This is a genomic window from Bacteroides sp. AM44-19 (assembly GCF_003603395.1).
GTDB lineage: Bacteria > Bacteroidota > Bacteroidia > Bacteroidales > Bacteroidaceae > Bacteroides > Bacteroides uniformis.
Genome location: NZ_QTNB01000009.1, coordinates 131,056 through 157,041 on the forward strand (window position 1 = coordinate 131,056; position 25,986 = coordinate 157,041).

A 25,986-nucleotide genomic window follows, 5' to 3' on the forward strand; every position below is an offset into this window, starting at 1 on the left:
TTGTATAAAATGAACAGTAATGAAACAGATAATACACTCTTTTTTATATGGTAGTGCCGTTTGGGCTGCTTGTACTGTATCGCAGGAGGTCAAGGCCGGTGGGATTCCTGTCTCTACCACAGAGGATGGAGATGCTGTTAGCCCAAACATTGTTTGTGTGGTATGTGAAGACATCGGTCCTTGGCTGCACTGTTTCGGTGACAGTGTGGCAGTGACTCCGACTATTGACGCCCTTGCGGCAGAGGGTATACGCTATACCAGCATTTATGGGACAGTGGGTGTTAGTGCTCCTTCGCGTGCGGCACTTATTACGGGAATGTATCCCACGCATATCAATGCCAACTATATGCGTACGCAAGGGGGGCAGATTGCACGTCCACCGGCGGTAACCGGTTACGATATTGTGTTACCCGAGGGAATAAAGTGCTATACCGAGCTGTTACGTGCCGCTGGCTATTATTGTACGAACAACCCGAAAACCGACTATCAGTTTCTTCCGCCTTTGACCGCTTGGGACGAATGTGGCAGGCAGGCGCATTGGCGCAACCGTCCTAAAGGGATGCCTTTTTTCGCTATATTCAATACCCTTGCCTCGCATGAGCAAAAGGTGTGGGAAAGTGCGAAAGATACGCTTTACGTCTCTCCCGACGATGTGGTGTTGCCACCCTATTATCCTGAGGACAGCATTGTGCGCCGCGATATTGCTGTCATGTACAGCAATATTTACCGCGTGGATTGTTTTGTCCGCCAGATGATTGATGAATTGAAAGCGGCAGGCGAGTGGGATAATACCATTCTTATCTTTTATTCGGATAATGGTGGACCGCTTCCTCGGCAGAAACGTGAAATAACAGAGGTTGGTACCCATATTCCTCTCATTATCCGTTATCCGGACGGACGGTTGGCCGGCAGTATTGATGATGGACTTCGCAGTATCATTGACATTCCACCCACGATTCTTTCATTGGCGGGCATCAAGCCTCCTGCCTATATGGATGGCAAGGCGTTTGCAGGAAAATATGCTTCGCCATCGCGGCACTATGTTTTTGCTGCACGCGACCGTATGGATAAGTGCTATGACCAGCAGGGGGGGCGTGCGCGATTGCCGTTATCGTTATATCTGTAATTATACTCCCAATCAGCCCGGCTATCAGCCGGTAGGATTTCGTCTGAACATGCCGATGATGCGCCGTATGCTTCAACTCCATGAAGAAGGCGCGCTCGATGAGAATCAGGAAAGCTGGTTTGTTTGGCCCCGTCCGCGTGAAGAGTTCTATGATTTGGAGAAAGACCCTCATGAGATGTGCAATCTGATTGATGATCCGGCTTACCGGAAAGACATTGACCGTTTGCGGAAGGTATATCGGCAGTGGGAAAGGAAATATTGGCAATGTCGTCCGCTGACAGAACCGGAAATAGTACAAACTATGTGGCCGGACGGCGTACAGCCGCTCGTGTCAGCTCCGCAGATTGTACAAAAGGGGGGGCAGGTTAAGCTGGAGTGTTCCACTCCTGGAGTCTCTTATGCCTATCAGTTGAATGGTCGGGGACGGAATGGAGAGAAACATTGGAGTCTATATGTTGAGCCGTTTGCTGTCCGTAAAGGAGACCGGGTGGCAGTGCAGGCTTTCCGGGTGGGATATAAGAAGAGTGAGATAGTAGACTTTTAATTGAACATTAATTTTGTAGGATATGAAGAATACAGTTTGTACAGCCTTGATGCTGTTGATGTCTGTGTGTATGTATGCGCAGGAGTTGTATGGAGAGTATGAAAAGAAAGTGTATGTCTCTTCGCAGGGAGATTCGTTGAAGTACCGTTTGCTGCGTCCCGAAGCAGAAAAGGCAGGGAAGAAATATCCGTTGGTGCTTTTTCTGCATGGTGCGGGCGAACGAGGAGATGATAATCAAAAGCAATTGGTGCATGGTGGGCAGATGTGGCTCAATCCGGTGAACAGAGAAGAATATCCGGCTTTTGTATTGGCTCCCCAGTGTCCTAAGGAAGATTATTGGGCTTATGTGGGTCGTCCCAAGTCGTTTGTACCTGGAGAAATGCCCGAGGTACAGGAGCCTACGCGTATATTCCGCACATTGAAGGAGTTTCTGGATACCTATTTGGCTATGCCCCAGGTGGATAAAGACCGGATTTATGTGATGGGACTTTCCATGGGCGGTATGGGGACGTTTGATTTGGCGATACGTTATCCCGAAGTTTTTGCCGCAGCCGTTCCCATCTGTGGTATTGTGAATCCGGCAAGGCTTTCTGCCGCCAAAGACGTGAAGTTCCGTATTTATCACGGAGATGCCGATAACATTGTTCCGGTAGAAGGTTCGCGTCAGGCTTACAAGGCCTTGAAGGCTGCCGGTGCCGATGTTGAGTATATCGAATTCCCTGGAGTCAATCATGGCAGTTGGACACCGGCGTTCAATGATTCTGAGTTTATGGGTTGGCTGTTTAATCAGAAGAAAAAATGATGAGGATATTGTCTGTTATCGGAGCGCTCTTTTTAGGGGGCGCTTTTTTTACTTCTTGCACCACTTCTGGTAGGGTAAGTACTTTTGTGGTCTTACCGGATACGCAGACTTATCTGGAACAATGTCCGGAGGTCTTTGATTCGCAAGTGGACTGGTTGGTTGCCAACCGTAAGAAAATAGATGCCGTGTTCCAAGTGGGAGATTTGACACAAGATAATTCTCCGGTGGAATGGGCGTATATGCAGAAAGCTTTTCATCGTATCAGCCAAGCGGGAATACCTTATTCTGTCGTGTGGGGAAATCATGATATTGGCAGTAAGCCCGGCAAGTTTTCGGACGTGCATAACACTGCAATGGCCAACAAGTATTTCCCTCTTTCTGACTATAAGCAGAAGAGTTATTGGGGAGGCAGTGCGGATGGAAAGACATTGGATAACTATTACATAAACCTTAGGTCGGGCGATACCGATTGGATGGTCTTGAATCTGGAATTCGGGCCTTCTGATGAGGCTCTGCAATGGGCCGATTCCATAGTGGGTATTCATCCGGATAAGCTTGTCATATTGAATACACACGCCTATTTGTATTGTGACAGTACGTTGCATGACGGGAAAGACTGGTGGCGTCCTCAAGGATATGGCATCGGCAAAGAGCCCGGGCGCACAGTGAACGATGGCGCTGGAATCTGGAAGAAATTGCTTCTCAGACATCGCAATGTGATAGCTGTCTTTTGTGGGCATGTCTTGAAAAGCGGAGTTGGCACGCTGGTCTCTATAGGGAAAGAGGGGAATAAAGTGTATCAGATGCTGGCAAACTATCAGCGTGGTGTGGAAGGCAGTAAATTGGGAGGTGAGGGCTACTTACGCATTGTAACTTTTAACCGGAAGACAAGGGAGATAGATGTGAAGACCTATTCGACTTGGAATAAAGCCTATCACCCCTCCGAACATCATAACTTTAAGTTCAGAGAGGTGGACTTTGACGAATATCTGCGCTGAGACTTAAGTCCTTTCAGCGTAATCTCCGTTACTTTTTATCAGTTCTATCAGCTTTTCTACCGCCTCTTCTTCGGGAATGTTCTTTTCGATGCACTCCTTCTTCTTGTAGAGGCTGATTTTGCCTCGTCCGGCGCCTACATAGCCATAATCAGCATCGGCCATTTCTCCGGGGCCGTTGACAATGCATCCCATGATTCCTATCTTGAGTCCTTTCAGATGGCCGGTGGCTGCCTTGATACGGGCAATGGTACTTTCCAGATCGTAGAGGGTGCGTCCGCAGCCGGGACAAGAGATGTATTCGGTCTTGCTGGTACGTACACGTCCGGCTTGCAGGATGCCGAAGGCGGTGGCATCCACTACTTTGCCGCTTATGGTTTCTCCCTGGTTGAAGAGAAGGATACCGTCACACAGACCGTCGAAGATGAGTGCTCCCATATCTGCAGCCGCTTTGATTTGCAGATTTTCCAGTTCGCTCTCTGCGTAGTGCTCAAAGAAGACTACCGGGTTTTTTAGGCCTTCCTTCATCATCTGGTGTACTAGAGCGCGTTGTTCGCCCAACCGGTTGGGGTGATTGCTTTGCGAAACCAATACGACTTCCGGATGATACTTCAGGCAGGCGATGGCTTCGTCATTCAGCCCCATATACGTGATGAAGAGGAATTTCAAAGAAGCGCCGCAGCTGCTTAGGAAAGGAAGCTGGTCTCCTTTAAAGGCGGGCCAGGCATTGTCCGGTTTTGTCTCGCTGTTGCTTTGTTCCATCCAGACATCGGCATCGATGATGCATTGCATGCCTTCCGGAAGTTGTTTAGGGATGGAACGTCCCGTATAGATATAGTCCGGCACGAATTGCGGATTGAAGTCCATGTCCCCGTCCAGGCGTGCGGCAATGACCACGGGCAGATTGTCTCCGCCGATATTGTGTACGGCGGCAGTCTCGCGGCGGGTGGGAGAGAGATAATTGAATTCCGGCACATCTGCTCCGGGGATATAAGGATGGTCGTGGCGCTGCACGATATAGTCCACCAATTTGCGGGCTACGGGGATTTCCGCCTCCGGAGCTTCGCTCAGGGAAACCCGGATGGTGTCACCCAAGCCGTCTGCCAGCAGGGCGCCGATGCCCAAGGCCGATTTGATGCGTCCGTCTTCTCCGTCTCCGGCTTCCGTTACACCGAGATGCAGCGGGAATCGCATACCTTCCTGCTCCATGACGGCTGCCAGCAAGCGTACTGTCTTTACCATGACCACTGTATTGGATGCCTTGATGGAAATGACCACATCCGTGAAATTCTCTTGTACGCAGATGCGCAGAAACTCCATACAAGATTCCACCATGCCTTCCGGTGTATCGCCATAGCGCGACATGATGCGGTCGGATAATGAACCGTGGTTCACGCCGATGCGGATGGCAGTATGGTTCTCCTTGCAGATATTAAGGAAGGGGACAAAGCGGTCGTGTATCTTCTGCAACTCCTGAGCATACTCTTCATCGGTATACTCCAAATGTTTGAAAGTACGTGCTGCATCCACATAGTTTCCCGGATTGATGCGTACTTTTTCTACATACTGTGCTGCCACGTCCGCTACCTTCGGGTTGAAGTGAATGTCGGCCACAAGCGGCACCATATATCCGTCCTGGCGTAGGCCTATGTTGATATTCATCAGGTTTTCAGCCTCTTTGATGCCTTGGGCCGTGAGGCGTACATACTCTCCTCCGGCGTCGACAATACGTTTGGCTTGCGCCACACTGGCTTCTGTGTCCTGCGTAGCGGTGTTCGTCATACTTTGTATGCGGATAGGATTGGAGCCGCCCATAGGGGTGGCTCCGATGTTTACTTCTGATGTTTCCCGTCGGGAATAGTTGAATAAATCCACGGTAATAAGTGATTAGCGTTTAGTGATAAGGGATTAGTGATAAGGGATAAGGACTATATCTCATCTTACTAATCCCTTATCCTTAATCTCTAATCCCTCAATTGGTTTTGTATTCGTACTTCACATCCTTCAAGTCCTCATTTGCCTTGACTATTTTCTTTTTCAGCCCTTCTTTATAGGCGGCGAATGTTTCAGCCAATGAGGAATCGCTCAGTGCCAGCATCTGTACGGCAAGGATGGCAGCGTTCATGGCACCATTAATGGCAACGGTGGCTACTGGTATGCCCGGAGGCATCTGGATGATGGAGTAGAGGGCGTCTACGCCATCGAGTGCGGACCCTTTTACGGGAACCCCGATTACCGGCAGTGTGGTGTTGGCAGCAATGACGCCGGGCAGGGCGGCAGCCATACCGGCAGCGGCAATAATCACTTTAATGCCGCGTTGGCGAGCATTCTTGGCAAATTCCTCCACTGCTTCCGGTGTGCGGTGAGCAGAGAGAGCGTTCATTTCGAACGGTACATGCAGGTCATTGAGCAATTGCGCGGCCTTCTCCATAACGGGGAGGTCGGAAGTGCTGCCCATGATGATGCTAACGATTGGAGACATGAATCTTTAAATTATTAAAGGGTTAATTTTATAAGGGTTAGGGATTAACGATTAGGGGGTAGGGACTGCGCTATCATTCCATCCGGTGCTAACCCCTAATCCCTAATCCTTTCATTCGTTTATCAGCGCTTTGTAGGCTTCGGCATCCAGCAGGCTGTCGAAGTCGGCATCAGCGGCGGGTTTGATTTTGATGAGCCAGCCTTCGCCGTATGGGTCCTGGTTTACCAGTTCCGGCTGGTCGGCAAGGGCTTCGTTTTGCTCCAGAATCTCACCGGTTACGGGCAGGAAGAGGTCTGATATGGTTTTTACTACTTCGATGGTACCGAACACTTCGTCGGCAGCCAATGTCTCACCTTCGGTCGGGATGTCGACAAACACAATGTCGCCCAGTTGCTCTTGTGCATAATCGGTAATACCTACATAGGCTACATCACCTTCCAGGCGAATCCATTCGTGTTCTTTGGTGTACTTTACATTAGTCGGGAAATTCATGATCATTAGTTTTTAAGGGTTGATACTATGTAAATTAAAAGTTGAAAATTAAAAATTAAACAAGGCTCTTAAAAGAGGAAGATTCGGAACAGTATGTTGCTCAGCGGGTGGAGTACCAGCAACGAGCAGATAAGCCCTACGGCAAAGCCTCCCATAACTTCGCCCAGTGTGTGGTGTCGCAGGATGATGCGGGCGGTGCCCAGCACGCCAGCCACCAGTATAAAGAGGCATAGCCACCATACGGGATTGTAGCTGAACAAGGCGCTGAAAGCTACCAGTCCACCAATTACGGCTCCGGCGCCTGCCATGTGTTCGCTCAGTTTCCATTTTAAGTTGACAATGACGCAGATTATCATCACTACCAGGGCGGAGAGTATGATACCGGTCATGTACCACGGGATATTGAGCCGGTGCATCATGAGCAGGCAGAATACATAAGAAGTGATGGTCAGAATAAAGGGAATGTATCTCCTTTTTCGTTCCACCAGTTCTTCCGGACTGAAACCGTTGATTTTGCGGAAGATGAAGATAGTCAGTGTAGGCATCAGGATGGTGAAGCAATACACCACGCCCAATACTATCAACTTGTACTGCAACGGCATGATGCGCAGGTACGAGAATATAAACAGAACCAGAAATGCCAGGAAAGGGATGGAGAACGGTGTGAATACCGCCGAAATCACTTTCGCTGTTCTGATTAAAGTTTTATCTGCTATAATATGCTCTTCCACAACCTAATTTTATTTACGATTTGACTATTTACAATTTACTATTTGAATGCACTAATCTTTAAACCTTAATCCCTAATCGCTCATCCTTTTCTCTCATCTTCTCAGTCTTGCCACGGGGATATTCATCTGTTGGCGATACTTTGCCACCGTGCGGCGGGCTATGGGATAGCCTTTCTCCTTCAGCAGCTCGGTCAGTTCGTCATCGGTCAGAGGCTTTTTCTTGTCCTCGTTGTCAATGCACTCTTTGAGTATCTTGCGTATTTCGCGTACAGACATCTCTTCGCCGTCTTCGGTTGTGTAGCCGTCGTTGAAGAAGAATTTCAGCGGGTAGATGCCGTAGTTGGTCTGTACATACTTGCTGTTGCTCACACGGGAGATGGTCGAGATGTCCAACCCGGTACGTTCGGCAACATCTTTCAGAATCATGGGGCGGAGCAATGACTCGTCTCCTTCGAGGAAGAAAGGACGTTGCAGGTCTATGATGGCCTGCATGGTGGTCATCAGCGTATTCTGGCGTTGCTTCACGGCATCGATGAAACCTTGTGCGGCATCCATTTTTTGTTTGAGGAACATCATGGCTTCGCGGGATTCCTTAGACTGGTTGGCCCGGTTCTTGGTGTGTTCTTCCACCATCTCGGTGAAGTCGCGGCTCATGCGCAGTTCCGGCACGTTGCGGTTGTTCAGTGTCACGTTGATGGTACCGTCGTCATAAGTGTCTACCAGGAAGTCGGGCACAATCTGCTGCATGTTCTTGCCGATGGCTTCGCCGAGCGAGGCACCGGGACGGGGATTCAGCTTGCAGATTTCCTTAACGGCTTGTTGCAGGGTATCTTCGCTGATACCTAATTTCTGCATAATCTTGTCCCAATGCTTGCGGGTGAACTCTTCGTAGCACTGGGTAAGAATATCTTCTTCTATATAGTATTGTGGAGGCGAGGGCATGGGCCGTTGCGCTTCCTTACGTCGAATCTGGATGAGCAGGCACTCTTGTAGGGTGCGGGCGCCCAGACCGGCGGGGTCGAAGTCTTGTATAATCTTCAATACTTCTTCCAGCTCTTCGGGAGAAGCGTCGATACCGGCGTAGATGGCGAGTTCGTCGCTGATACTGTCCAGCGATTTGCGCAGCAGGCCATCGTCGTCCAGCGAGCCGATGAGATATTCGGCCAGTTCGCGCTGGTGCGGAGTCAAGTCCTGCTCGCCGAGCTGCTGGCGCAAGGTTTCATAGAAGGAGGTGGCGTCGGAGAAAGGAATTTCTTCTGCCTGCTCCCCTTTGCTGCGGTTGTTCTCCTGCAGCTTGTAGTCGGGGATATCGTCTTCGTTCAGATAATCGCTTAAAGAATCATAGCTGGTGTCTCCACCGTCTTCCGTTCCGGTTTCCGTATCAGGAGTGTCGGGGTATTCGTCGCCGGGAGTATCCTCCTTACCCTCTTCCAGTGCCGGATTTTCCAGAAGTTCGGCACGTACACGGTCCTCTAGTTCCACGGCGGGAAGTTCCAGCAGCTTTACCACCAGAATTTGTTGCGGCGACAGCGTTTGTATCTGCTGTTGCGCTTGGGTCTGTACTTGTCGGGAGCCTTGTGCCATATTTTTATAAATTATTCAATGCACTCATTGTGCATCTTCTTTCAGATATTTACCGCAAAAATAGTGAATAGTTCGATAACACGAAACCTCTCTGATGATATTTAACAAGAAAAGAGAAAACAAGCTTTTGCCAATAGCTTGGCAAACTTTTGCCATGCCTATGGCAAGACTTTGCCAACGCGGTGGCAAAACTTTGCCAAAGGCTTGAAAAACGTTGGCAAAATAGTCTTCTGATTATGAACTATATAGATTAATCTCCTTTTTGTATTATCTTCTTTCAAAGATTATCTATATCTTTGTCCTATAACTACTAAAACAAGGAATGTTATGTTTGCTAAAGAAACGTATGTGCAGCGCAGGGCCCAGCTGAAAAAAACGATAGGCTCCGGAGTGTTACTGTTTTTGGGTAACGATGAACAAGGTTTGAACTATGAGGACAATACTTTCCGTTACCGCCAGGATTCCACTTTTCTCTACTATTTTGGCTTGTCGTTTGCCGGGCTGTCAGCTCTCATCGACATAGATGAAGATAAAGAAATCATTTTTGGCGATGAGCTGACCATCGACCATATTGTCTGGATGGGTACCCAGCCCACCCTTCACGAAAAGGCTTCTGCTGTGGGAATTTCCGAAACCCGTCCTTTTGCCGACATCGTCGGTTATCTGCACAAGGCTGTACAGAAGGGACAGACCATCCATTATTTGCCCCCTTATCGTGCCGAGCATAAGTTGAAACTGATGGACTGGCTGGGTGTTCCTCCGGCACGTCAGGAAGGGTCTGTGCCGTTTATCCGTGCGGTGGTGGCACAGCGCAACTACAAGTCGGCAGAAGAAATAGCGGAAATAGAAAAGGCATGCGACGTGACTGCTGACATGCACATCACCGCAATGAAGGTGCTTCGTCCGGGCATGTACGAATACGAGGTTGTGGCCGAAATGAACCGTATCGCCGAGATGAACAACTGCGAGCTGTCTTTTGCCACGATTGCTACTGTCAACGGCCAGACCCTGCATAACCACTATCACGGCAACCGGGTGCAACCGGGAGACCTTTTCTTGATTGATGCCGGCGCCGAGCTGCCTTCGGGTTACTGTGGTGACATGTCGTCTACCGTGCCGGCGGACAAGACTTTTACTCCACGCCAGCGTGCCGTTTACGAAATCCAGAACGCCATGCATCTGGAGTCTGTTAAAGCGCTTCGCCCGGGCATTCCCTATATGAAGGTGTACGAGCTTTCCGCCCAAGTGATGGTGGAGGGGCTGAAAGAGCTGGGGTTGATGAAGGGCAATGCCGAAGATGCCGTGCGCGAAGGGGCGCATGCCTTGTTTTATCCCCATGGACTGGGTCATATGATGGGGTTGGATGTGCACGATATGGAGAACCTGGGTGAGCTCTGGGTAGGCTATGACGGTCAGCCCAAGAGTACGCAGTTCGGCCGCAAGAGCCAGCGTCTTGCCATCCCTCTGGAACCGGGCTTTGTGCATACGGTTGAGCCGGGCATCTACTTCATCCCCGAGCTGATTGACTTATGGAAAGGAGAGAAGAAGTTCATGGACTTCATCAACTACGATAAGGTGGAAGAATACCGCAATTTCGGCGGCATCCGTAATGAGGAGGATTATCTGATTACCGAAACGGGAGCACGTCGCTTGGGCAAGAAAATTCCGTTGACACCGGAAGAGGTGGAAGCGTTGCGTTGACAACCACATCCTTAATATACACAGAGAGCCGTTTGTCCCGATAATGCCGGTGGCAAGCGGCTCTCAAATTTAGGGGTCATACAGATTGTATTATGTATGGTTTATGCGTGCAGTTCCAGTACGAACCGTGCTCCCTTGTTGTAGCTGCTGTCTAGTGTCAAGCTGCCGTTCATCTTGGTGGCAATCAGTGAGCAGATGGGGAGTCCCAGGCCGTCGCCTTGCGTCAGGTCTTTCACTTCGGTGAAAGGCTTGAAGATGTTTTCGCGTTGCTCCTCGGGGATACCGCAACCGGTGTCGCTGATGATGAACTGGTGGGTGTGCGCACCGCGTTTCTTGAAGTCCAGCCATATTTTTCCTCCGGCAGGGGTGTACTCGGCGGCGTTTTCCAACAAATGCAGCAAGACGCGTTCCAGTTGCTCAGGGTTGATTTTCACATTCAATTTGGGGGCATTCACGGTCAGGGTGACATCTTCTTGTGTCATTCCTTTGATTTTGTCCATGATGCCTTCACAGAAAGTGGAGATATTCTTCTCCTGCACTTCGTAGGGTTCGGACAAGGTGGTTTCCAATTCGGACAGTTCCTGGATATGGTTGGAGAATGCATGCAGGGCTTTTACGCCCGGCAGTGAGGCGTCGAGCGTGTCCAGTGTCGGTTCCATTTGGGCGGAAATGTTCTGGATAAATTTGGTTTTCAGCTCATTGTGCTCATTAGCAATGCTGATGGCCTTCTTCTGTTTACGGGTGAGGATGATGAAACGCAGCAATACGATGGCGCCGAATACCAGTGCGGCGGCAAGGATGGCGGCGAGTATGCAAAGCCCGATGATGATGTACTGCTTGGCGCTTAGGGAATCATCTTTCTCCTGGATAGTGGCCAGGCTTTCATCGTATTTCTTCTTCAGGGCGTTCAGTTCCTCTTGGGCGGTAAGCGCCTTTACGGAGTCGGTCCATAGGATGTACTTGTCGTAGGTGCGTGCCACCAGTCCGGCATTGTTTGCTTTGCGGGCGATACTGATAAGAGTCTTGTAGCATTCGTCTACTTTGGCGTAGTTCTTCTGTTCCTTATATTGCCCTATCAGGCGGTTGGTAGCCGCATCACCTTGTGTGTTCATGCCGAAGGTGTAGTAATAGTTGGCCTGCGTATAAAGCAGGTCGTTGCTCAGAGAGTCGTTGTGAGAGGCTTTGGCGGTCTCTTCCAGTTTGGTCAGCTGTTCCTTGGCACGTGCGGGATTTTTCAGGTTGATGTACATCTGCAGGCGTTCCTTGTTGATGCGGAAACGTAGGTTGGGCATGGCCTTGCCCGTTTTCTGTTCGCCGGTTGCCACCACTTGCTCGGCACCGCGCAGCAGTTCAAAAGCTTCTTTATAGTAATTCTCCCGATGGTAGAGGGCGCTGGCATTGACGCCGCATTCCACTGCCTGGGCATACTTGTCTTGCGTGGCAAAGGCATTGTAGGCTTGCAGGAATAGATAGCGGGCTTTGATATATTCTTTTTTCGTAAGATTTTCTTGTGCTTGTTTCATCAATTCGTCTGCACGGTTTTGCGCATGGAGTTGAGTAAAGATGCAGAAAGTCGCTAAGAGAAGTATCGAAATAATTTTTTTCATGTGTACGTTTGTTTTATTTGCTCACAAAGTTAGAATAAAAACTTAGTATTTGAAGCTACTGCCTCCTAAAAATTCTCTCAATAAGGATGTCGGTGGAATTTCTTTGTCCTGCACGGGGGTGAAATATTTGATGAATTTCAGCAACCGGTAGGCTTCTGCGTATTCCGGACAGTTCCGTGGAACACTGGTAAGGATGGGCTCTGCGTGGCAGCGGAGCACGGCAAATTCGAACAAGAGGGCGGAGTTGAACATGACATCGGCATTTTCCTGGTAGGGGAATATCCATTTGTCCTCGCCGGCACGTACACTGGGCCAGCGTGAAATGGTCTCTTGTGCCGAGTAGCCGCGGTAGTTGAAGTCGCGGATGATGCGGCGCAGCAGGCGGTTGTCCGTGGTGGGAATCCAGTTGTGGTCGTCCAGCGAGATGGTGGTCAGGGCGGATACATAAATCTTGTATTTGCTGGCGGCGGGAATCTGTGGTGTCAGTTCAGGGTTCAGGGCATGGATTCCTTCCAGGATGAGGATGGTATGCTCGTCGATGCGAAGTTTGTCGCCCTTGTACTCTTTCTTCCCGAGGTTGAAGTTGAAGCGGGGCAGCTCCACTTCTTCGCCACGGAGCAATGCCTGCAGCTGGGTGTTGAAGAGTTCGAGGTCGAGGGCGTAGAGTGATTCGTAGTCGTAGTTTCCGTTTTCGTCGCGTGGGGTGTCTTCACGGTCTACGAAGTAGTTGTCCAGCGAGATGGGATAGGGACGCAGGCCGTTGGTCATCAACTGCACGCTGAGCCGCTTGCTGAAAGTCGTCTTTCCGGAGGACGATGGACCGGAGATGAGTACGAGCTTCACCCGGTTTCCGTTTTCGCCGCGGTGGTAGATGTCGTCAGCTATTTGGGCTATCTTTTTCTCCTGCAGGGCTTCGGCTACGTTGATGAGGTCGGTGGCATGGCCTGTCTCGCAAGCCAGGTTGAAGTCGCCCACGTTACTCAGCCCCATGATGTAGTTCCAGCGCAGGTGTTCCTTGAATACGTCGAGCATCTTCTCCTGTTTCACCACTTCTTCCAGTACATTCGGGTTCTCCTTGTTGGGGATACGCAGCAGCAGGCCGTCGTAATACTTCACGATGTCGAACAGCCAGATGAACCCGGTACTGGGCAGCAGGTTGCCGTAGTAGTAGTCTACGGTGTCGCCCAATGTGTAATAATAGGTATATAGCGAGCCGGAGGTTTCCAGCAGCTTAACCTTGTCGTTCATGCCCCGTTCGCTAAAGATACGCACAGCCTCGGTGGTGTGGCATTCTACACGATGGTAGGGGATGTTTTCGGCGATGATTTCCTGCATCCGTTTCTTGATGGCGGTCACATCTTCCAGCTCTATGGAACGGCCGATGCGCAAGTTACAGAAGTAACCTTTGGATACCGGATGCTCTACGAACAGTTTTCCTTCCGGAAACAGCTCGCTGACAGCTTTGTAAAGAATGAAGCAGAGGGAACGGACATAAGTGCGCATGCCTGAGGAGTCACGTATGTCGAGAAACTCTACATCCTTATTGTTGTATACACGGAAATTCAGTCCTTCGGAACGGTTGTTGACTTTTGCACTGACTACCTGATAGGGGAAATTTAGATTAAAACCGTAATAAATATCCAAAAGTGAGCTCCCTATAGGGAATTCTTTAGAAATATTATTATTTTTGCAACAAATTTGTAACATGTGTTTCATGATGTCTCGTTTTTAGTGGGTTGACACGTTAAATATAGGACATTATAACACGTGAAGGAATGAAACACCTTAAATAATTAAAGATGGAATATTCTTTTTATGATTTTTTAAAGCTACTCGGCTCATTGGCACTGTTTCTTTACGGAATGAAGATTATGAGTGAGGGGCTTCAAAAATTTGCCGGTGACAGACTGCGGAAAATATTGACCGCAATGACAACCAACAGAGTGACCGGTGTGTTGACGGGCGTGCTGATTACAGCACTTGTACAATCTTCCTCTGCAACCACGGTGATGGTTGTAAGTTTTGTCAATGCGGGGTTGTTAACGCTTTCACAGTCCATAGGTGTCATAATGGGTGCTAATATCGGTACGACTGTTACGGCATGGATTATTTCAGCTTTAGGTTTCAAGGTGGACATTGCCGCCTTTGCTCTTCCTCTTCTTGCTTTCGGCATTCCTCTCCTCTTCTCTCAAAAAAGTAACCGCAAGTCTGTCGGTGAATTTATTTTCGGTTTCTCATTCTTGTTCATGGGGCTTTCCTATTTGAAAAACAATGCTCCTGACTTGAGCCAAAATCCTGATATGCTGTCATTTGTGCAGGACTATACCGACATGGGCTTTATCTCCATACTCCTTTTTGTGGGTATCGGTACGGTGTTGACCATGATTGTGCAGGCATCTGCGGCAACTATGGCCATTACGCTTATTATGTGCGCCAACGGCTGGATTAGTTTCGAATTGGGGGCAGCACTGGTTTTGGGAGAGAATATCGGTACAACCATCACGGCAAACCTTGCGGCGCTGACCGGTAATACGCAGGCGAGGAGGGCTGCTTTGGCTCATTTGGTATTCAATGTGTTTGGTGTGATATGGGTGTTGTGTCTTTTCACCCCCTTTACCGAGGCTGTGTCATGGTTCGTAGAGAACGTGATGGGTACTAAAGATCCGGCTGTGGCCGTATCCTTCAAGCTTTCGGCATTCCATACTTGCTTCAATATCTGCAACGTGCTGATATTGATATGGTTCGTGAAGTTTATCGAACGTACGGTCTGTGCCATTATTCCAATGAAGGAGCAGGACGAGGAATATCGCTTGCGTTTTATCTCGGGCGGTATGCTTTCTACGGCAGAGCTGTCCATCTTGCAGGCAAGCAAGGAAATACATCTCTTTGCCGAACGTACCCGCCGTATGTTCGGAATGGTGCAGGACTTGCTGCATACGGAGAAGGATGATGATTTCAACAAAGTGTTCAGCCGTGTGGAGAAGTACGAGAATATCAGTGACAGCATGGAGCTGGAGATTGCCAATTATCTGAATCAAGTGTCCGAAGGGCGCCTGAGTTCGGAGAGTAAGTTGCAGATACGTGCCATGCTGCGTGAAGTGACGGAGATAGAGAGCATCGGCGACAGCTGCTATAACCTGGCACGTACCATCAACCGCAAGCGCCAGACCAATCAGGATTTCACCGAGAAGCAGTACGAGCATATTCATTTCATGATGAAGCTGACGGATGATGCCTTGGAGCAGATGATTGTCGTGGTGGAACATCCGGAGCATGCAGGCGCGGATGTGAACAAGTCCTTTAATTTGGAGAACGAAATCAATAATTACCGCAATCAGCTGAAGAACCAGAATATTTTGGATGTGAACAACAAGGAATATGATTACCAGATGGGTGTTTACTATATGGACATCATTGCAGAATGTGAAAAGCTGGGCGACTATGTGGTGAATGTAGTGGAGGCTAGCAGCGATATAAAAGAAAAGAAAGCGTCTTAGGACGCTTTCTCAAATTCTTCTTTGCCTACTCCACACAAAGGGCAAACCCAATCTTCGGGAAGGTCTTCGAAAGAGGTTCCCGGTTCTATTCCATTTTCAGGGTCGCCCAGTTCAGGGTCATAGACATAATCGCATACAGTGCAAATGTACTTTTCCATAAATTTCTTTTTTAGGTTTATTCTCCTATAATAACGTTTAAAAGCCCTTTTTGTTTTATTGTTGAACAAAAAAAGTTTATATTTGTTCTCTATTAAAACAACATTTTATGAAAATGACCGACAAGCTGTTCAGGGCGATTATGCGGAATCTGCACGCCTATGTACTGCTGATAAACCGCGACTTCACTGTATTCTACACCAATTACTACGATATTACCGGAGCTGTAAAGCCTGCCGAAACTGGACGGGTGGGAGATATTCTGCGCTGTAACAATGCCTTGTCGGCAGCAGGAGGTTGCGGCACTCACGATTTGTGTGAGCACTGCCCCGTGCGGAATGCCATAGAGAATGCCTTTGTGGTGCAAAAGAACTTCACGGATTTGGCAGCTATTCTGAATCTTAGGGATAGCGAAGGCAGAACTACGGAATGCAATGCTTATGTTTCCGGCGAGTATATGGAGATTGAGGACCGCGACTGCATGGTGATTACCGTGCATGACATTACCCGGCTGAAACAAGTGGAAGCTGAATTGAAACTGGCACGTGAGAAGGCAGAGAATGCCGACCGCTCCAAATCGGTGTTCCTGGCGAATATGAGCCATGAAATCCGTACCCCGCTGAACGCAATTGTCGGATTCTCGGAATTGCTGGCCTCTGCATCGACAGACGAGGAGAAGATACAGTTCCTGGAAATTGTGCAAAGTAACAATGAAATGCTGCAACAGCTGATTGCTGATATTCTGGACCTCTCGAAGATAGAAGCCGGAACATTGGAATTTGTGTTCTCGGATGTGGACATCAACCAGATGATGTTCGATTTGGAACAACAGTTCCGTATGCGGGTGGCCGAGTTGGGTAGTGGAGTGCAGATTGTCCGGGAGGCTTCTGAGAAGGAATATACCATGCATACAGACAGAAACCGGCTTGCACAAGTGGTATCCAATTTTATGACGAATGCCCTGAAGTTCACCCAGGAAGGCAGTATTACCCTCGGATTCAGACCCTATGAGGAAGGTCTCTATTTCTACGTAAAAGACACGGGAACCGGTATTCCCCAGGAAAAGTTGCCACATGTTTTTGAACGTTTCGTCAAGCTGAAGCAGGAAAAGAACGGTACCGGACTGGGACTCTCCATTTGCCAGACCATTGTCCGCAAATTGGGGGGCGAAATAGGCGTGGAATCGGAAGAAGGGGCAGGTTCGACTTTCTGGTTCACATTGCCGTGGGAGCCTGCAACCAGACCGAAACTGGTGAGGGAAAAAGAGAATCAATGACAGTCAATTAATCACTAATCATTATATAGGTATTGTTTTCCCGGATTATTATTGTATTTTTGCGTTCCAAAATTAAACCTAAAGACTTGCATGACTGCAATAAAGGATGATTATTATCATGTCGGACTGACCGACGAACAAGTGCGGAAGAGCCGCGACGAACATGGAGTAAATTTATTGACGCCTCCTAAACGGCCTTCCTTATGGAAATTGTATCTGGAGAAGTTTGAGGACCCCGTAGTAAGGGTATTGCTGGTTGCCGCTCTGTTTTCTTTGATTATTTCCATTGTAGAGAATGAATATGCCGAGACTATCGGCATTATAGTAGCCATTCTGCTGGCTACCGGTATCGGTTTCTTCTTTGAGTATGATGCCGGAAAGAAGTTTGACCTGCTGAATGCAGTGAACGAAGAAACTTTGGTGAAAGTAATTCGTAACGGACATGTGCAGGAGATTCCCCGTAAAGATGTAGTGGTGGGTGATATAGTGGTGCTGGAAACCGGTGAAGAGGTTCCGGCGGACGGTGAATTGCTGGAAGCCATTTCCCTGCAAGTGAACGAATCGAATCTGACCGGTGAGCCGGTAGTGACGAAAACTACCGTAGAAGCTGACTTTGACGAAGAGGCTACGTATGCTTCCAATCGCATTTTGCGCGGTACAACGGTGGTGGACGGACATGGCACCATGCGTGTGGAGGCTGTGGGCGATGCTACGGAAATCGGTAAAGTGGCACGTCAAAGTACCGAACAGAATACGGAACCTACTCCGCTGAATATTCAGTTGACCAAATTGGCCAATCTGATTGGAAAGATTGGCTTTTCCGTAGCGGGTCTGGCTTTTCTCATTTTCTTTGTAAAGGATGTGGTACTGGTCTATGACTTTTCTTCATTTCATACCTTCCGTGATTGGCTGCCGGCCTTGCAGGCTACTTTGCAATACTTTATGATGGCAGTTACCCTGATTGTGGTGGCTGTGCCCGAAGGCTTGCCGATGAGCGTGACACTCAGTCTGGCGTTGAATATGCGCCGCATGCTCTCCACCAACAACCTGGTGCGCAAGATGCATGCATGCGAGACGATGGGAGCCATTACAGTGATTTGTACCGACAAGACCGGTACATTGACCCAAAATCTGATGCAGGTGCATGAACCCAATTTCTATGGTTTGAAGAATAACGGGCAGCTGGGGAATGATGACCTCAGCAAGCTGGTAATGGAAGGTATCAGTGCTAACTCCACTGCTTTCCTGGAAGAAGAGGTGACTGGCGAGAAGCCGAAAGGGGTGGGTAACCCCACGGAGGTGGCACTGCTGCTTTGGCTGAACAGCCAAGGATGCGACTATCTGGCGCTGCGTGAGAAAGCTACGGTTATCGACCAGCTGACTTTCTCTACGGAAAGGAAATTCATGGCTACCCTGGTGCAATCCCCCCTGATTGGGAAGAAGGTGCTGTATGTGAAGGGAGCTCCCGAGATTGTTTTGGGTAAATGCAAGGATGTCATGTTGGACGGCAAGCGTGTGGATGCGGTGGAATACCGTTCTACAGTGGAGGCTCAGTTGCTCAACTATCAGAATATGGCTATGCGTACACTTGGCTTTGCATTCAAGATTGTGGATGATGCGGAAGCGTCTGATTGTGTGTCATTGGTTGCTGAAAATGACTTGTCGTTCCTCGGTGTGGTTGCCATCAGTGATCCTATCCGTCCGGATGTGCCTGCGGCCGTTGCTAAATGCCAGTCGGCAGGTATCGGAGTGAAGATTGTGACGGGAGATACACCGGGTACGGCTACCGAGATAGCACGCCAGATTGGTCTGTGGAAACCGGAGGATACGGAAAAGAACCGCATTACGGGAGCTGCATTTGCCGAATTGACGGATGAGGAGGCATTGGACCGTGTGATGGACTTGAAGATAATGTCGCGTGCACGCCCCACAGACAAACAGCGTCTGGTGCAACTGTTGCAGCAGAAAGGTGCGGTAGTGGCTGTGACGGGTGACGGCACGAATGATGCTCCTGCGTTGAACCATGCGCAAGTGGGACTTTCGATGGGTACCGGGACTTCCGTTGCCAAGGAGGCCAGCGACATCACGTTGCTGGATGACTCCTTCAACAGTATAGGTACGGCCGTGATGTGGGGACGTTCTCTATATAAGAATATACAGCGTTTCATTGTTTTTCAACTGACTATCAATTTTGTGGCTTTGTTTATCGTTCTCCTGGGTTCACTGGTGGGTACGACGCTTCCTTTGACCGTCACGCAGATGTTGTGGGTGAACCTGATTATGGATACGTTTGCGGCCCTGGCCTTGGCGTCCATTCCACCCAGTGAGAGCGTGATGAAGGAAAAGCCGCGTAAGAGTACGGATTTCATTATAACCAAGTCCATGAGGTATTACATTTTGGGAATGGGTTTTGCCTTTCTGGTATTGCTTATGGGAATGCTCTTCTGGTTTAACAGTGAAGAGGGGGGGATGACTACCTATCGGTTGACTGTGTTCTTCACGTTCTTTGTTATGCTTCAGTTCTGGAACTTGTTCAATGCACGTGTGTTCGGCACTTCGGACTCGGCGTTCAAGGGCATTTCTAAATCTTATGGCATGGAGCTGATTATACTTGCCATTTTGGGCGGACAGATACTGATTGTACAGTTTGGTGGAGCTGTATTCCGCACAGTGCCGCTCGATTTTATGACTTGGATGACGATTGTCGTTTCTACTTCGTTTGTTTTGTGGATAGGTGAACTGGTTCGCCTTATCCGACGTTTAACACAGAAATAGTGATGAAAAGAAGAGGAATCAAGAACCTTATTATTGATTTTGGCGGAGTTCTGATTGATTTGGACCGCCAGCGCTGTTTAGAGAATTTCAGAAAGCTGGGATTGCCGGACGTGGAAGTCATGTTGGACCTCTATCACCAGCAGGATTTCTTCCAGAAATATGAAAAAGGGTTGATTACTAGTGCGGAGTTCCGGGAAGTGATTCGTGGAAAGATAGGGAAACCGGTGACTGATGCCCAGATAGATGACGCCTGGAACAGTTTCCTAGTGAGTATTCCTACTTTTAAATTGGATTTACTGTTGGAACTGCGCAAAAAATATGTGGTCTATCTGCTGAGCAACACCAATGAAATCCATTGGCAATGGTCGTGTCTGCACGCGTTTCGCTACAAGGCTTTCCGTGCGGAGGACTTTTTTGAGCATATCTATCTCTCTTATGAGATGAAGATGGCAAAACCGGATGCCGATATATTTCAGAAAGTACTGGATGAGACCGGTATTCTTCCCAACGAGACTCTTTTCATTGACGATTCTGAGGCCAATTGCCGGACAGCGGAGGCGTTGGGTATTTCTACCTATACGCCAAAGGCCCACGAGGATTGGAGACATGCAGTTGTTTTGTGAAACATCGGACATTGGTTCCCGTCCAAGTGTAGCCACTATCGGTTTCTTTGACGGAGTACATCGGGGACACCGCTACCTGATAGAGCAAGTGTGTGCGGTAGCTGCCGAGCGTGGGCTTGCTTCGTCGGTCGTGACTTTTCCGGTACATCCGCGTAAAGTGATGCAGGCCGATTATCATCCGAAGTTATTGACCACTTGTGATGAGAAAGTTTCCCTGCTTGCCAAGACTGGGGTGGATTATTGCATGATGCTTGATTTTACTCCTGAAATAGCCCGGCTTTCGGCACGGGAATTCATGTCCATACTGAAGGATCGCTATCAGATACAAGCTTTGGTAGTAGGATACGACCATCGTTTCGGGCATAACCGCAGCGAGGGTTTTGAAGACTATGTGCACTATGGTCGCGAATTGGGTATGGAGGTGCTTCTTGCGCGCGCGTATTCTTATAGTAAGGAAGCATCGGTAACGGAGGTTACTGTCAGCTCCTCGGCTATTCGAGGTCTGTTGCAGGAGGGAAACGTTTCGGAAGCTGCCGAGTATCTGGGATATGATTTCTTTTTGGACGGTACGGTTGTCGGCGGCTATCAGGTGGGGCGTAAAATAGGTTTTCCTACGGCTAATCTCCGTGTTTCCGATTCTGACAAGCTGATTCCCTGCGATGGTGTGTATGCCGTCCGTGTCTGTGTTGAAGGCAAGGAGTACGGCGGTATGCTAAGCATTGGCTACCGACCTACGTTGGAGAACGGCCCCGATCGCAGTATTGAGGTCCATATATTCCGGTTTGATGCTGACATTTATCAGCAGCCGATGCGTCTTTCCTTTGTGCGCCGCACCCGTCCTGAACTGAAATTCGACAGTATAGAAGAACTTATTGCCCAGCTTCACCGTGACGAGGTGGAGATTAAATCCATTCTTTCTTTATAAACATAAGGCGATAAGGTCATTTATCTCCTTGCAGTTCTATGTATTTTCCCGTTTGAAGTGTTTGCTTTCTGTATATTTATCGTAAAACGCGTTTTTTTTATTGTTTTTCGATAAATATTTTCTGTTTTTCTTTGTCATACCAAAAAAAGGTCTTTTATTTGCATATCGAAAAACGATAAATGATTATCGAAAAACAAAATAAAGAACTAATAAAACAATAACGGTATGAAAACTTTAGTAATGACAACAATCTTTGTAGTGACAGTAGTGATAAATGCTTTTGGTGGTAATATCCAGGAAAACTTTGCCTATAATGAAGTGATGAACGGAAATCAGGTGGAGTCCCAGATTGTATATAAAGTAGAGAACGGTAAGTTTCTGCAGAACCATTTGAAATACAATTTCATCTATGATGCCCAAGGGCGTACGATACAGAAGGAAGCGTTGAAATGGAACGAGATTGAGCAGGCGTTTGAACGCTTCTATTGCTTGAACTACAATTATACAGAAGCCGGTACGGATGTGGAATATGCCTTGTGGGACAACAAGACGCATGCCTACTCCGATGTGAAAGAAAAAGCAGTTTATCTGCAGGCGGGAGATGACATCAACTACTTGAGTTACAAATGGAGTAAGAAGGACAACGACTGGAATCTGTTGGTGGAACATGCCACTGCAGAGGAAGACGTATTGCTCCTGGCAGTGAAATAAATGAAGAACAAATATAGAAATGAGGGAGGGGCTTAGGTTATGAGAAGAGCATTTATGAGTATTACACTATTGGTATTGTCACTTTCTACAGTGATGGTGCTGCTGATGGGACTTGTTGCCACAGCTTGACGGATTGACAGAGAAAATGTGTATCTTTGCGAACTTTTAGACGAATAGAACAATGAAAACGGCAATAAAACTAGTATTGATTTACTTTTTGATGCAGCTTATAGGAGCACTGTTTGCAGGACCTTTCTGTCTGCTGTATACGTATTTCGCTTATGGAACTTTCGACATGGACAAGGCTGGTCAGATTGCTGTGGCGCCTACCATGCTGCTGGGCTTTGTTTTCATGGGACTGTACTTGTGGCGCAAGAACTACCTGACGGGAGACAAGCATCTGTATTCTCCGGTGTCAGTCCCTTATCTGGCATGGAGCCTGCTTGCCGGAATGACTTCCATATGTATAATAGGTCTTCTGATGTCCGAACTTACTTTTTTGCCCAATTTGTTGGACCAGACATTTGATATACTGCAATCCGGTTGGCTGGGTATTCTCTGTATTTCTGTTTTGGGACCCGTACTGGAAGAACTGCTTTTCCGTGGTGCCATTACCAAGGAGCTGCTTCGCAGATATAGCCCGGCAAAGGCTATCTTGTTTTCCGGGTTGATATTCGGTATCTTTCATCTGAATCCGGTTCAGATAATAGGTGCTTGCCTCATCGGTTTCTTGCTTGCCTGGCTTTATTATAAGACACGGAGTCTTATGGCATGTATTCTGATACATATCATGAATAACGGCTTGTCTGTCTATCTGAGCCTGAAACATCCTGAAATGGAGGATGTGACACATCTGCTGAGTAACCCGTATGTACTGGTTTGGGCAGTGGTTTTCATATTGTTGCTTCTACTCTCCTTGAAACAACTGAATAAATATAATATATCTGATACTAATACAACAACAACTGAATTATGAAAAGAAGATTGAACATTCTCTGCCTGGTGGTAATGCTTGTACTGAGTTACTCGGTATTGGAGCAGGGGTACTATATCTTTCTGGGAGCCAAGATGGGGGCGCAGACCGGACTGGAGCTGGGAAAGAAAGGGAGTGACATTGCTGCCTACAAGGAACTGATGAACCTGAAGGTTGTCAACCTGATACCTTCTTCCATGGAGTCGTTTGATTTCTTTAGGGATTCCGTCTACAATGAGAAAAGCAGGAGTTATGTGCCTGCAGCCTACTCTTCGTTGATGGTCAGCGTAGATTCTCATGATTCTGTCGGGAAAGTGGTGGCAAAGTATTTGCTGATATATCTGCATTTGGGCTTTTCCCTTTGGGCGGTAGTATTGTTTATCCGCTTGATAATCTCTATCAACAAGTCCGACATCTTCAACTGGCGGAATGTACGTCGGCTGCGTCGGTTGGGAATGGCACTGGTTGTCAGCTTCTGCTGTACCTTTGCGTCATCATATCTTGATTTTATAGGTATCGATACCGTATTCTCGCTGCATGGTTACGAGCTGAGCCTCTCAGAATTGGTGAGCACTACCACGCTGGTACTTGGGCTTTGTTCGCTGATTGTAGGTGAAGTGTTTGCCATTGGATTGAAAATGAAGGAAGAGCAGGATTTGACGATTTAATGAAAGGAGATACAATAATGAGAAAGATTCAGATATTGGCAATATTAGTTATTGTAGCATTAGTATTTACTGGTTTGAAAGGTGGAATTGAAGGTGCGGTTGATGGCTGGAATCAAGCAGGAGACAGTCGGGAGTTTGACTTCTCTACTGTAAATGTTGCAGTGAAGGCTGATGAGACTTTGATAGCAGATTCTCTTTTTAATAGTGTGGCAAAGCGGAATATTCCGTATTGTATTGAAACCCTGGAGACACAAGTGGAAGAGTCCGTTTGGGGTGTTGTATTGAATATTCTGATGTTTCCTGTGGCATTTGCCGGCTTGTATGGTTTTTTCTGTTTGATAAAGATGGTTATGGCTGTAACCCGTCGGGAAGTGTTTATTCGTGATAATGTATTTCGTATGCGTGTTTTTATTTATACAATCATTCTTATGGGAATACTTCTTGAACTGAAACAGTATTGTCAATATTGTGATGTCGTTTCTCAGATTCATTTGGCCGGTTATGAAATAGAGTCTTATTGGCTTAAATATCCTTGGTTTTATTTTTTGATATTAGCTCTTTTCACCGAGATATTCGCCATCGGCGTGAAGATAAAGGAAGAGCAGGATTTAACGGTTTAATGTGGGGGGAGGATTATGAAAAAGATAAGTATATTGGGTATCCTGGCTATATTGGTCATTGTTGCAGAGTTTACCTATGCGATGATAGCGGGCTGGGTGGATATGAAGAATAGTTTTCTTGAGGGTTACAATAGTGTAAATGTGCATTCGGGAACTCCACAGCCGGAGTATTCCGGTTTATTTGATAAGGTATATGTGGATGTAAGACCTTTGGAAACGACAGCAGTCGATTCCTTGACGAATCGTTTTGCCGATAAGTCAGTACCTTATCAGGTAAAGAGAATAGGCACTGTGATTGTCCCCACTGTCTGGAGTTCCATAGTGAACTTCTTTGCCATGTTTGCCATCATTCCTTTCTTTGTAGGAATCTATTGCCTGATACGTTTGCTGGTATCCATCTCAAAGCGGGAAGTGTTTACTTCGGATAATGTAGCCCGGTTGCGTTTCTTTACTTATTCGTTTGCTGCATTGTACGGCTTGATGACTTTGCACGATTGGCTGAATCATCTTGAAGCAGTGAAGCAAGTGGCTCTGCTGGGCTATGAAGTGGTTGCATCGCATGATACGGATTTCACATCCCTGGTTATTATAATTCTTTTCACCGAGATATTTGCCGCCGGGGTGAAGATAAAGGAAGAACAGGACTTGACTATTTAAAAGTGAGAGGAGGGATTATGACACTTATGAAACAAAAGGAACCAAAGGAACCAAAGAGACGGATAGCGCTTATTATGAATGTGCTGTTTTATTTCTGTGGACTATGTATTGGTGGCGGCATTGTTCGTAATCTGACATTGTGCTATGAGTTGGGAAAGGATGATACTGCTAATTTTATCTGGCACATATTACTCGAATCAGTAACAATGCTGGTGATGACAATATGTGGCTTGTGTATTTTTCTCATTCTCCGCAATGTGAAGAAGGAGGAAGTGTTTGTTTATCAGAATTCATCTTTGATACAAACCATTGGGGTGCTGATAGCATTGAATGGGCTTTTTCAGGTAACTCTCTCCTGGTTTACTCCCGAAGGAGTACCGACTGATACTTCTTATCGGATATTCGTGTTATTGGGAGTTTTCATCATCTTTATGGGCTATCTTTTTAAGATGGGAGTTCGTATGCGTGAGGAACAAGAGTTGACGATTTAAATAAAAGTGAAGAGCGCGATATGAAGAAAAGTGTGAAATATGGTCTGTATTTCGTTGTCGGACTTGTGGCGGTTTTATTGTTGGCAAGTATTGTCTATTTTCTCCTCTTGTTTCCGGCCTTTGACGGGAAGTGGAAAGTCTATATTGTAATGCCGTGGATGTATCTGTGCATATATGGTTATTACCGGTTGACGAAACGGTACACTGACTGGTGGTGTGAGTGGGAAAAGAATAATTGATAAATAGAACACAATTATATGATTATAGTAAACCTTGACATAATGATGGCCCGAAGAAAGATATCTTTGGGCGAACTGGCGGAGAAGATTGATATTACGCCTGCCAATCTCTCTATTCTCAAAACCGGAAAGGCTAAGGCCATCCGTTTCTCTACACTGGAAGCAATCTGTAAGGAACTTGATTGCCAGCCGGGGGATATACTGGAGTTTAAGGAGGGATAAATAGGGAGAAGAAGGCGCAAGTAGAGGTTGAAATGCTTACTGTCTTATCCTGATATAGGTAGACACATTTACAAACTAATAAATGTGTT

26 protein-coding genes are annotated in these 25,986 nt (G+C 47.6%); 18 read left to right on the forward strand and 8 right to left on the reverse strand.

Annotated elements, in window-relative coordinates:
• The first annotated feature begins 19 nt into the window (after positions 1-19).
• From DW947_RS14270 to DW947_RS14280, 4 genes are read left to right on the forward strand one after another with little or no spacing between them, the layout of a single operon-like run.
• The gene (locus DW947_RS14270; RefSeq protein ID WP_227224330.1) at positions 20-1,126 is read left to right on the forward strand and encodes a sulfatase; all 1,107 of its coding nucleotides are present in this window, start codon (positions 20-22) and stop codon (positions 1,124-1,126) included.
• The gene (locus tag DW947_RS21855; protein ID WP_227224329.1) at positions 1,077-1,670 is read left to right on the forward strand and encodes a hypothetical protein; all 594 of its coding nucleotides are present in this window, start codon (positions 1,077-1,079) and stop codon (positions 1,668-1,670) included. Before DW947_RS14270 ends, DW947_RS21855 begins: the two co-directional genes overlap by 50 nt.
• Before the next feature lie 58 nt (positions 1,671-1,728).
• Positions 1,729-2,472, forward strand: a complete 744-nt coding sequence (locus DW947_RS14275; protein ID WP_374938691.1) for a prolyl oligopeptidase family serine peptidase — start codon at positions 1,729-1,731, stop codon at positions 2,470-2,472.
• Positions 2,469-3,470 (forward strand): metallophosphoesterase, encoded by a 1,002-nt coding sequence (locus tag DW947_RS14280; protein ID WP_117963240.1) that lies wholly within the window; start codon positions 2,469-2,471, stop codon positions 3,468-3,470. Before DW947_RS14275 ends, DW947_RS14280 begins: the two co-directional genes overlap by 4 nt.
• Positions 3,471-3,473: 3 nt before the next feature.
• Here the strand turns inward: DW947_RS14280 and DW947_RS14285 are convergent, their stop codons facing one another.
• The 5 genes from DW947_RS14285 to rpoN all read right to left on the reverse strand — a co-directional run bounded on the left by DW947_RS14285 (position 3,474) and on the right by rpoN (position 8,756).
• On the reverse strand, positions 3,474-5,342 hold the full coding sequence (locus tag DW947_RS14285) for a 4-hydroxy-3-methylbut-2-en-1-yl diphosphate synthase (RefSeq protein WP_117963242.1): 1,869 nt from the start codon (positions 5,340-5,342) through the stop codon (positions 3,474-3,476).
• Between the two features lie 97 nt (positions 5,343-5,439).
• Positions 5,440-5,949: a 5-(carboxyamino)imidazole ribonucleotide mutase gene (gene purE, locus DW947_RS14290; RefSeq protein ID WP_117963244.1), complete on the reverse strand. Its 510-nt coding sequence runs from the start codon at positions 5,947-5,949 to the stop codon at positions 5,440-5,442.
• Positions 5,950-6,060: 111 nt separating this feature from the next.
• Positions 6,061-6,441 carry a glycine cleavage system protein GcvH gene (gene gcvH / locus DW947_RS14295; RefSeq protein WP_005834498.1) on the reverse strand — a complete coding sequence of 127 codons (381 nt, stop codon included), beginning with the start codon at positions 6,439-6,441 and terminating at the stop codon, positions 6,061-6,063.
• Positions 6,442-6,509: 68 nt separating this feature from the next.
• Positions 6,510-7,172 (reverse strand): membrane protein, encoded by a 663-nt coding sequence (locus DW947_RS14300; RefSeq protein ID WP_005830565.1) that lies wholly within the window; start codon positions 7,170-7,172, stop codon positions 6,510-6,512.
• Between the two features lie 93 nt (positions 7,173-7,265).
• The gene (rpoN, locus tag DW947_RS14305) at positions 7,266-8,756 is read right to left on the reverse strand and encodes an RNA polymerase factor sigma-54 (RefSeq protein WP_008662635.1); all 1,491 of its coding nucleotides are present in this window, start codon (positions 8,754-8,756) and stop codon (positions 7,266-7,268) included.
• A 327-nt stretch (positions 8,757-9,083) separates the two neighbouring features.
• Between rpoN and DW947_RS14310 the strand changes: the two genes are divergently transcribed.
• Complete coding sequence (locus DW947_RS14310) at positions 9,084-10,457, forward strand: aminopeptidase P family protein (RefSeq protein WP_005830557.1); 1,374 nt, start codon at positions 9,084-9,086, stop codon at positions 10,455-10,457.
• 101 nt (positions 10,458-10,558) lie between these two features.
• Here DW947_RS14310 and DW947_RS14315 read toward each other — a convergent pair whose 3' ends face one another.
• Together DW947_RS14315 and DW947_RS14320 are read right to left on the reverse strand one after the other, a co-directional pair.
• The gene (locus tag DW947_RS14315; protein ID WP_005830555.1) at positions 10,559-12,064 is read right to left on the reverse strand and encodes a sensor histidine kinase; all 1,506 of its coding nucleotides are present in this window, start codon (positions 12,062-12,064) and stop codon (positions 10,559-10,561) included.
• Between the two features lie 42 nt (positions 12,065-12,106).
• Entirely contained in the window at positions 12,107-13,780 is a 1,674-nt protein-coding gene (locus DW947_RS14320; RefSeq protein WP_005834505.1) for a nucleoside kinase, read from the reverse strand.
• Between the two features lie 83 nt (positions 13,781-13,863).
• Between DW947_RS14320 and DW947_RS14325 the strand changes: the two genes are divergently transcribed.
• Positions 13,864-15,561 carry a Na/Pi cotransporter family protein gene (locus DW947_RS14325; RefSeq protein WP_005834507.1) on the forward strand — a complete coding sequence of 566 codons (1,698 nt, stop codon included), beginning with the start codon at positions 13,864-13,866 and terminating at the stop codon, positions 15,559-15,561.
• On the opposite strand, the gene rd is transcribed toward DW947_RS14325, so the two are convergent.
• Positions 15,558-15,719: a rubredoxin gene (rd, locus tag DW947_RS14330; protein ID WP_005830549.1), complete on the reverse strand. Its 162-nt coding sequence runs from the start codon at positions 15,717-15,719 to the stop codon at positions 15,558-15,560. The genes DW947_RS14325 and rd overlap by 4 nt on opposite strands.
• A gap of 107 nt (positions 15,720-15,826) precedes the next feature.
• Here rd and DW947_RS14335 point away from each other — a divergent pair, with 107 nt between their 5' ends.
• The 12 genes from DW947_RS14335 to DW947_RS14390 all read left to right on the forward strand — a co-directional run bounded on the left by DW947_RS14335 (position 15,827) and on the right by DW947_RS14390 (position 25,897).
• A complete protein-coding gene (locus DW947_RS14335; protein ID WP_117963246.1) occupies positions 15,827-16,993 on the forward strand; it encodes a sensor histidine kinase in 1,167 nt (388 codons plus the stop codon).
• Positions 16,994-17,083: 90 nt separating this feature from the next.
• Entirely contained in the window at positions 17,084-19,768 is a 2,685-nt protein-coding gene (locus DW947_RS14340; protein ID WP_008662643.1) for a calcium-translocating P-type ATPase, PMCA-type, read from the forward strand.
• 2 nt (positions 19,769-19,770) lie between these two features.
• Entirely contained in the window at positions 19,771-20,391 is a 621-nt protein-coding gene (locus DW947_RS14345) for an HAD family hydrolase (RefSeq protein ID WP_005830542.1), read from the forward strand.
• Positions 20,375-21,316: a bifunctional riboflavin kinase/FAD synthetase gene (locus DW947_RS14350; protein ID WP_044469095.1), complete on the forward strand. Its 942-nt coding sequence runs from the start codon at positions 20,375-20,377 to the stop codon at positions 21,314-21,316. The genes DW947_RS14345 and DW947_RS14350 overlap by 17 nt, the downstream gene beginning before the upstream one ends.
• Before the next feature lie 225 nt (positions 21,317-21,541).
• Positions 21,542-22,027 (forward strand): DUF3836 domain-containing protein, encoded by a 486-nt coding sequence (locus DW947_RS14355; protein ID WP_016272428.1) that lies wholly within the window; start codon positions 21,542-21,544, stop codon positions 22,025-22,027.
• A gap of 181 nt (positions 22,028-22,208) precedes the next feature.
• Positions 22,209-23,003 (forward strand): CPBP family intramembrane glutamic endopeptidase, encoded by a 795-nt coding sequence (locus DW947_RS14360; protein WP_016272429.1) that lies wholly within the window; start codon positions 22,209-22,211, stop codon positions 23,001-23,003.
• Positions 23,000-23,668, forward strand: a complete 669-nt coding sequence (locus DW947_RS14365; protein ID WP_005830532.1) for a DUF2975 domain-containing protein — start codon at positions 23,000-23,002, stop codon at positions 23,666-23,668. Before DW947_RS14360 ends, DW947_RS14365 begins: the two co-directional genes overlap by 4 nt.
• Before the next feature lie 17 nt (positions 23,669-23,685).
• Positions 23,686-24,288 carry a DUF2975 domain-containing protein gene (locus DW947_RS14370; protein WP_239420897.1) on the forward strand — a complete coding sequence of 201 codons (603 nt, stop codon included), beginning with the start codon at positions 23,686-23,688 and terminating at the stop codon, positions 24,286-24,288.
• Positions 24,289-24,303: 15 nt separating this feature from the next.
• Entirely contained in the window at positions 24,304-24,945 is a 642-nt protein-coding gene (locus DW947_RS14375; protein WP_005830526.1) for a DUF2975 domain-containing protein, read from the forward strand.
• Positions 24,946-24,971: 26 nt separating this feature from the next.
• A complete protein-coding gene (locus tag DW947_RS14380; RefSeq protein WP_229078180.1) occupies positions 24,972-25,436 on the forward strand; it encodes a DUF2975 domain-containing protein in 465 nt (154 codons plus the stop codon).
• 20 nt (positions 25,437-25,456) lie between these two features.
• Positions 25,457-25,675 (forward strand): hypothetical protein, encoded by a 219-nt coding sequence (locus DW947_RS14385; protein ID WP_005830523.1) that lies wholly within the window; start codon positions 25,457-25,459, stop codon positions 25,673-25,675.
• An 18-nt stretch (positions 25,676-25,693) separates the two neighbouring features.
• Positions 25,694-25,897 (forward strand): helix-turn-helix domain-containing protein, encoded by a 204-nt coding sequence (locus DW947_RS14390; protein ID WP_005830522.1) that lies wholly within the window; start codon positions 25,694-25,696, stop codon positions 25,895-25,897.
• The last annotated feature ends 89 nt before the right edge of the window (positions 25,898-25,986 follow it).

Excerpts from the sequence above, each read along its gene's own strand:
- DW947_RS14375 (WP_005830526.1), top strand. The coding sequence starts at position 24,304 with ATGAAAAAGATAAGTATATTGGGTATCCTGGCTATATTGGTCATTGTT.
- DW947_RS14345 (WP_005830542.1), top strand. The coding sequence starts at position 19,771 with ATGAAAAGAAGAGGAATCAAGAACCTTATTATTGATTTTGGCGGAGTT.
- DW947_RS14275 (WP_374938691.1), top strand. The coding sequence starts at position 1,729 with ATGTCTGTGTGTATGTATGCGCAGGAGTTGTATGGAGAGTATGAAAAG.
- DW947_RS14370 (WP_239420897.1), top strand. The coding sequence starts at position 23,686 with ATGAGAAAGATTCAGATATTGGCAATATTAGTTATTGTAGCATTAGTA.
- DW947_RS14365 (WP_005830532.1), top strand. The coding sequence starts at position 23,000 with ATGAAAAGAAGATTGAACATTCTCTGCCTGGTGGTAATGCTTGTACTG.
- DW947_RS14340 (WP_008662643.1), top strand. The coding sequence starts at position 17,084 with ATGACTGCAATAAAGGATGATTATTATCATGTCGGACTGACCGACGAA.
- DW947_RS14320 (WP_005834505.1), bottom strand. The coding sequence starts at position 13,780 with ATGAAACACATGTTACAAATTTGTTGCAAAAATAATAATATTTCTAAA.
- rpoN (WP_008662635.1), bottom strand. The coding sequence starts at position 8,756 with ATGGCACAAGGCTCCCGACAAGTACAGACCCAAGCGCAACAGCAGATA.
- DW947_RS14315 (WP_005830555.1), bottom strand. The coding sequence starts at position 12,064 with ATGAAAAAAATTATTTCGATACTTCTCTTAGCGACTTTCTGCATCTTT.
- DW947_RS14270 (WP_227224330.1), top strand. The coding sequence starts at position 20 with ATGAAACAGATAATACACTCTTTTTTATATGGTAGTGCCGTTTGGGCT.
- DW947_RS14325 (WP_005834507.1), top strand. The coding sequence starts at position 13,864 with ATGGAATATTCTTTTTATGATTTTTTAAAGCTACTCGGCTCATTGGCA.
- DW947_RS14350 (WP_044469095.1), top strand. The coding sequence starts at position 20,375 with ATGCAGTTGTTTTGTGAAACATCGGACATTGGTTCCCGTCCAAGTGTA.
- gcvH (WP_005834498.1), bottom strand. The coding sequence starts at position 6,441 with ATGAATTTCCCGACTAATGTAAAGTACACCAAAGAACACGAATGGATT.
- DW947_RS14335 (WP_117963246.1), top strand. The coding sequence starts at position 15,827 with ATGAAAATGACCGACAAGCTGTTCAGGGCGATTATGCGGAATCTGCAC.
- rd (WP_005830549.1), bottom strand. The coding sequence starts at position 15,719 with ATGGAAAAGTACATTTGCACTGTATGCGATTATGTCTATGACCCTGAA.
- DW947_RS14390 (WP_005830522.1), top strand. The coding sequence starts at position 25,694 with ATGATTATAGTAAACCTTGACATAATGATGGCCCGAAGAAAGATATCT.
- purE (WP_117963244.1), bottom strand. The coding sequence starts at position 5,949 with ATGTCTCCAATCGTTAGCATCATCATGGGCAGCACTTCCGACCTCCCC.
- DW947_RS14385 (WP_005830523.1), top strand. The coding sequence starts at position 25,457 with ATGAAGAAAAGTGTGAAATATGGTCTGTATTTCGTTGTCGGACTTGTG.
- DW947_RS14380 (WP_229078180.1), top strand. The coding sequence starts at position 24,972 with ATGAAACAAAAGGAACCAAAGGAACCAAAGAGACGGATAGCGCTTATT.
- DW947_RS21855 (WP_227224329.1), top strand. The coding sequence starts at position 1,077 with ATGACCAGCAGGGGGGGCGTGCGCGATTGCCGTTATCGTTATATCTGT.
- DW947_RS14355 (WP_016272428.1), top strand. The coding sequence starts at position 21,542 with ATGAAAACTTTAGTAATGACAACAATCTTTGTAGTGACAGTAGTGATA.
- DW947_RS14360 (WP_016272429.1), top strand. The coding sequence starts at position 22,209 with ATGAAAACGGCAATAAAACTAGTATTGATTTACTTTTTGATGCAGCTT.
- DW947_RS14310 (WP_005830557.1), top strand. The coding sequence starts at position 9,084 with ATGTTTGCTAAAGAAACGTATGTGCAGCGCAGGGCCCAGCTGAAAAAA.
- DW947_RS14280 (WP_117963240.1), top strand. The coding sequence starts at position 2,469 with ATGATGAGGATATTGTCTGTTATCGGAGCGCTCTTTTTAGGGGGCGCT.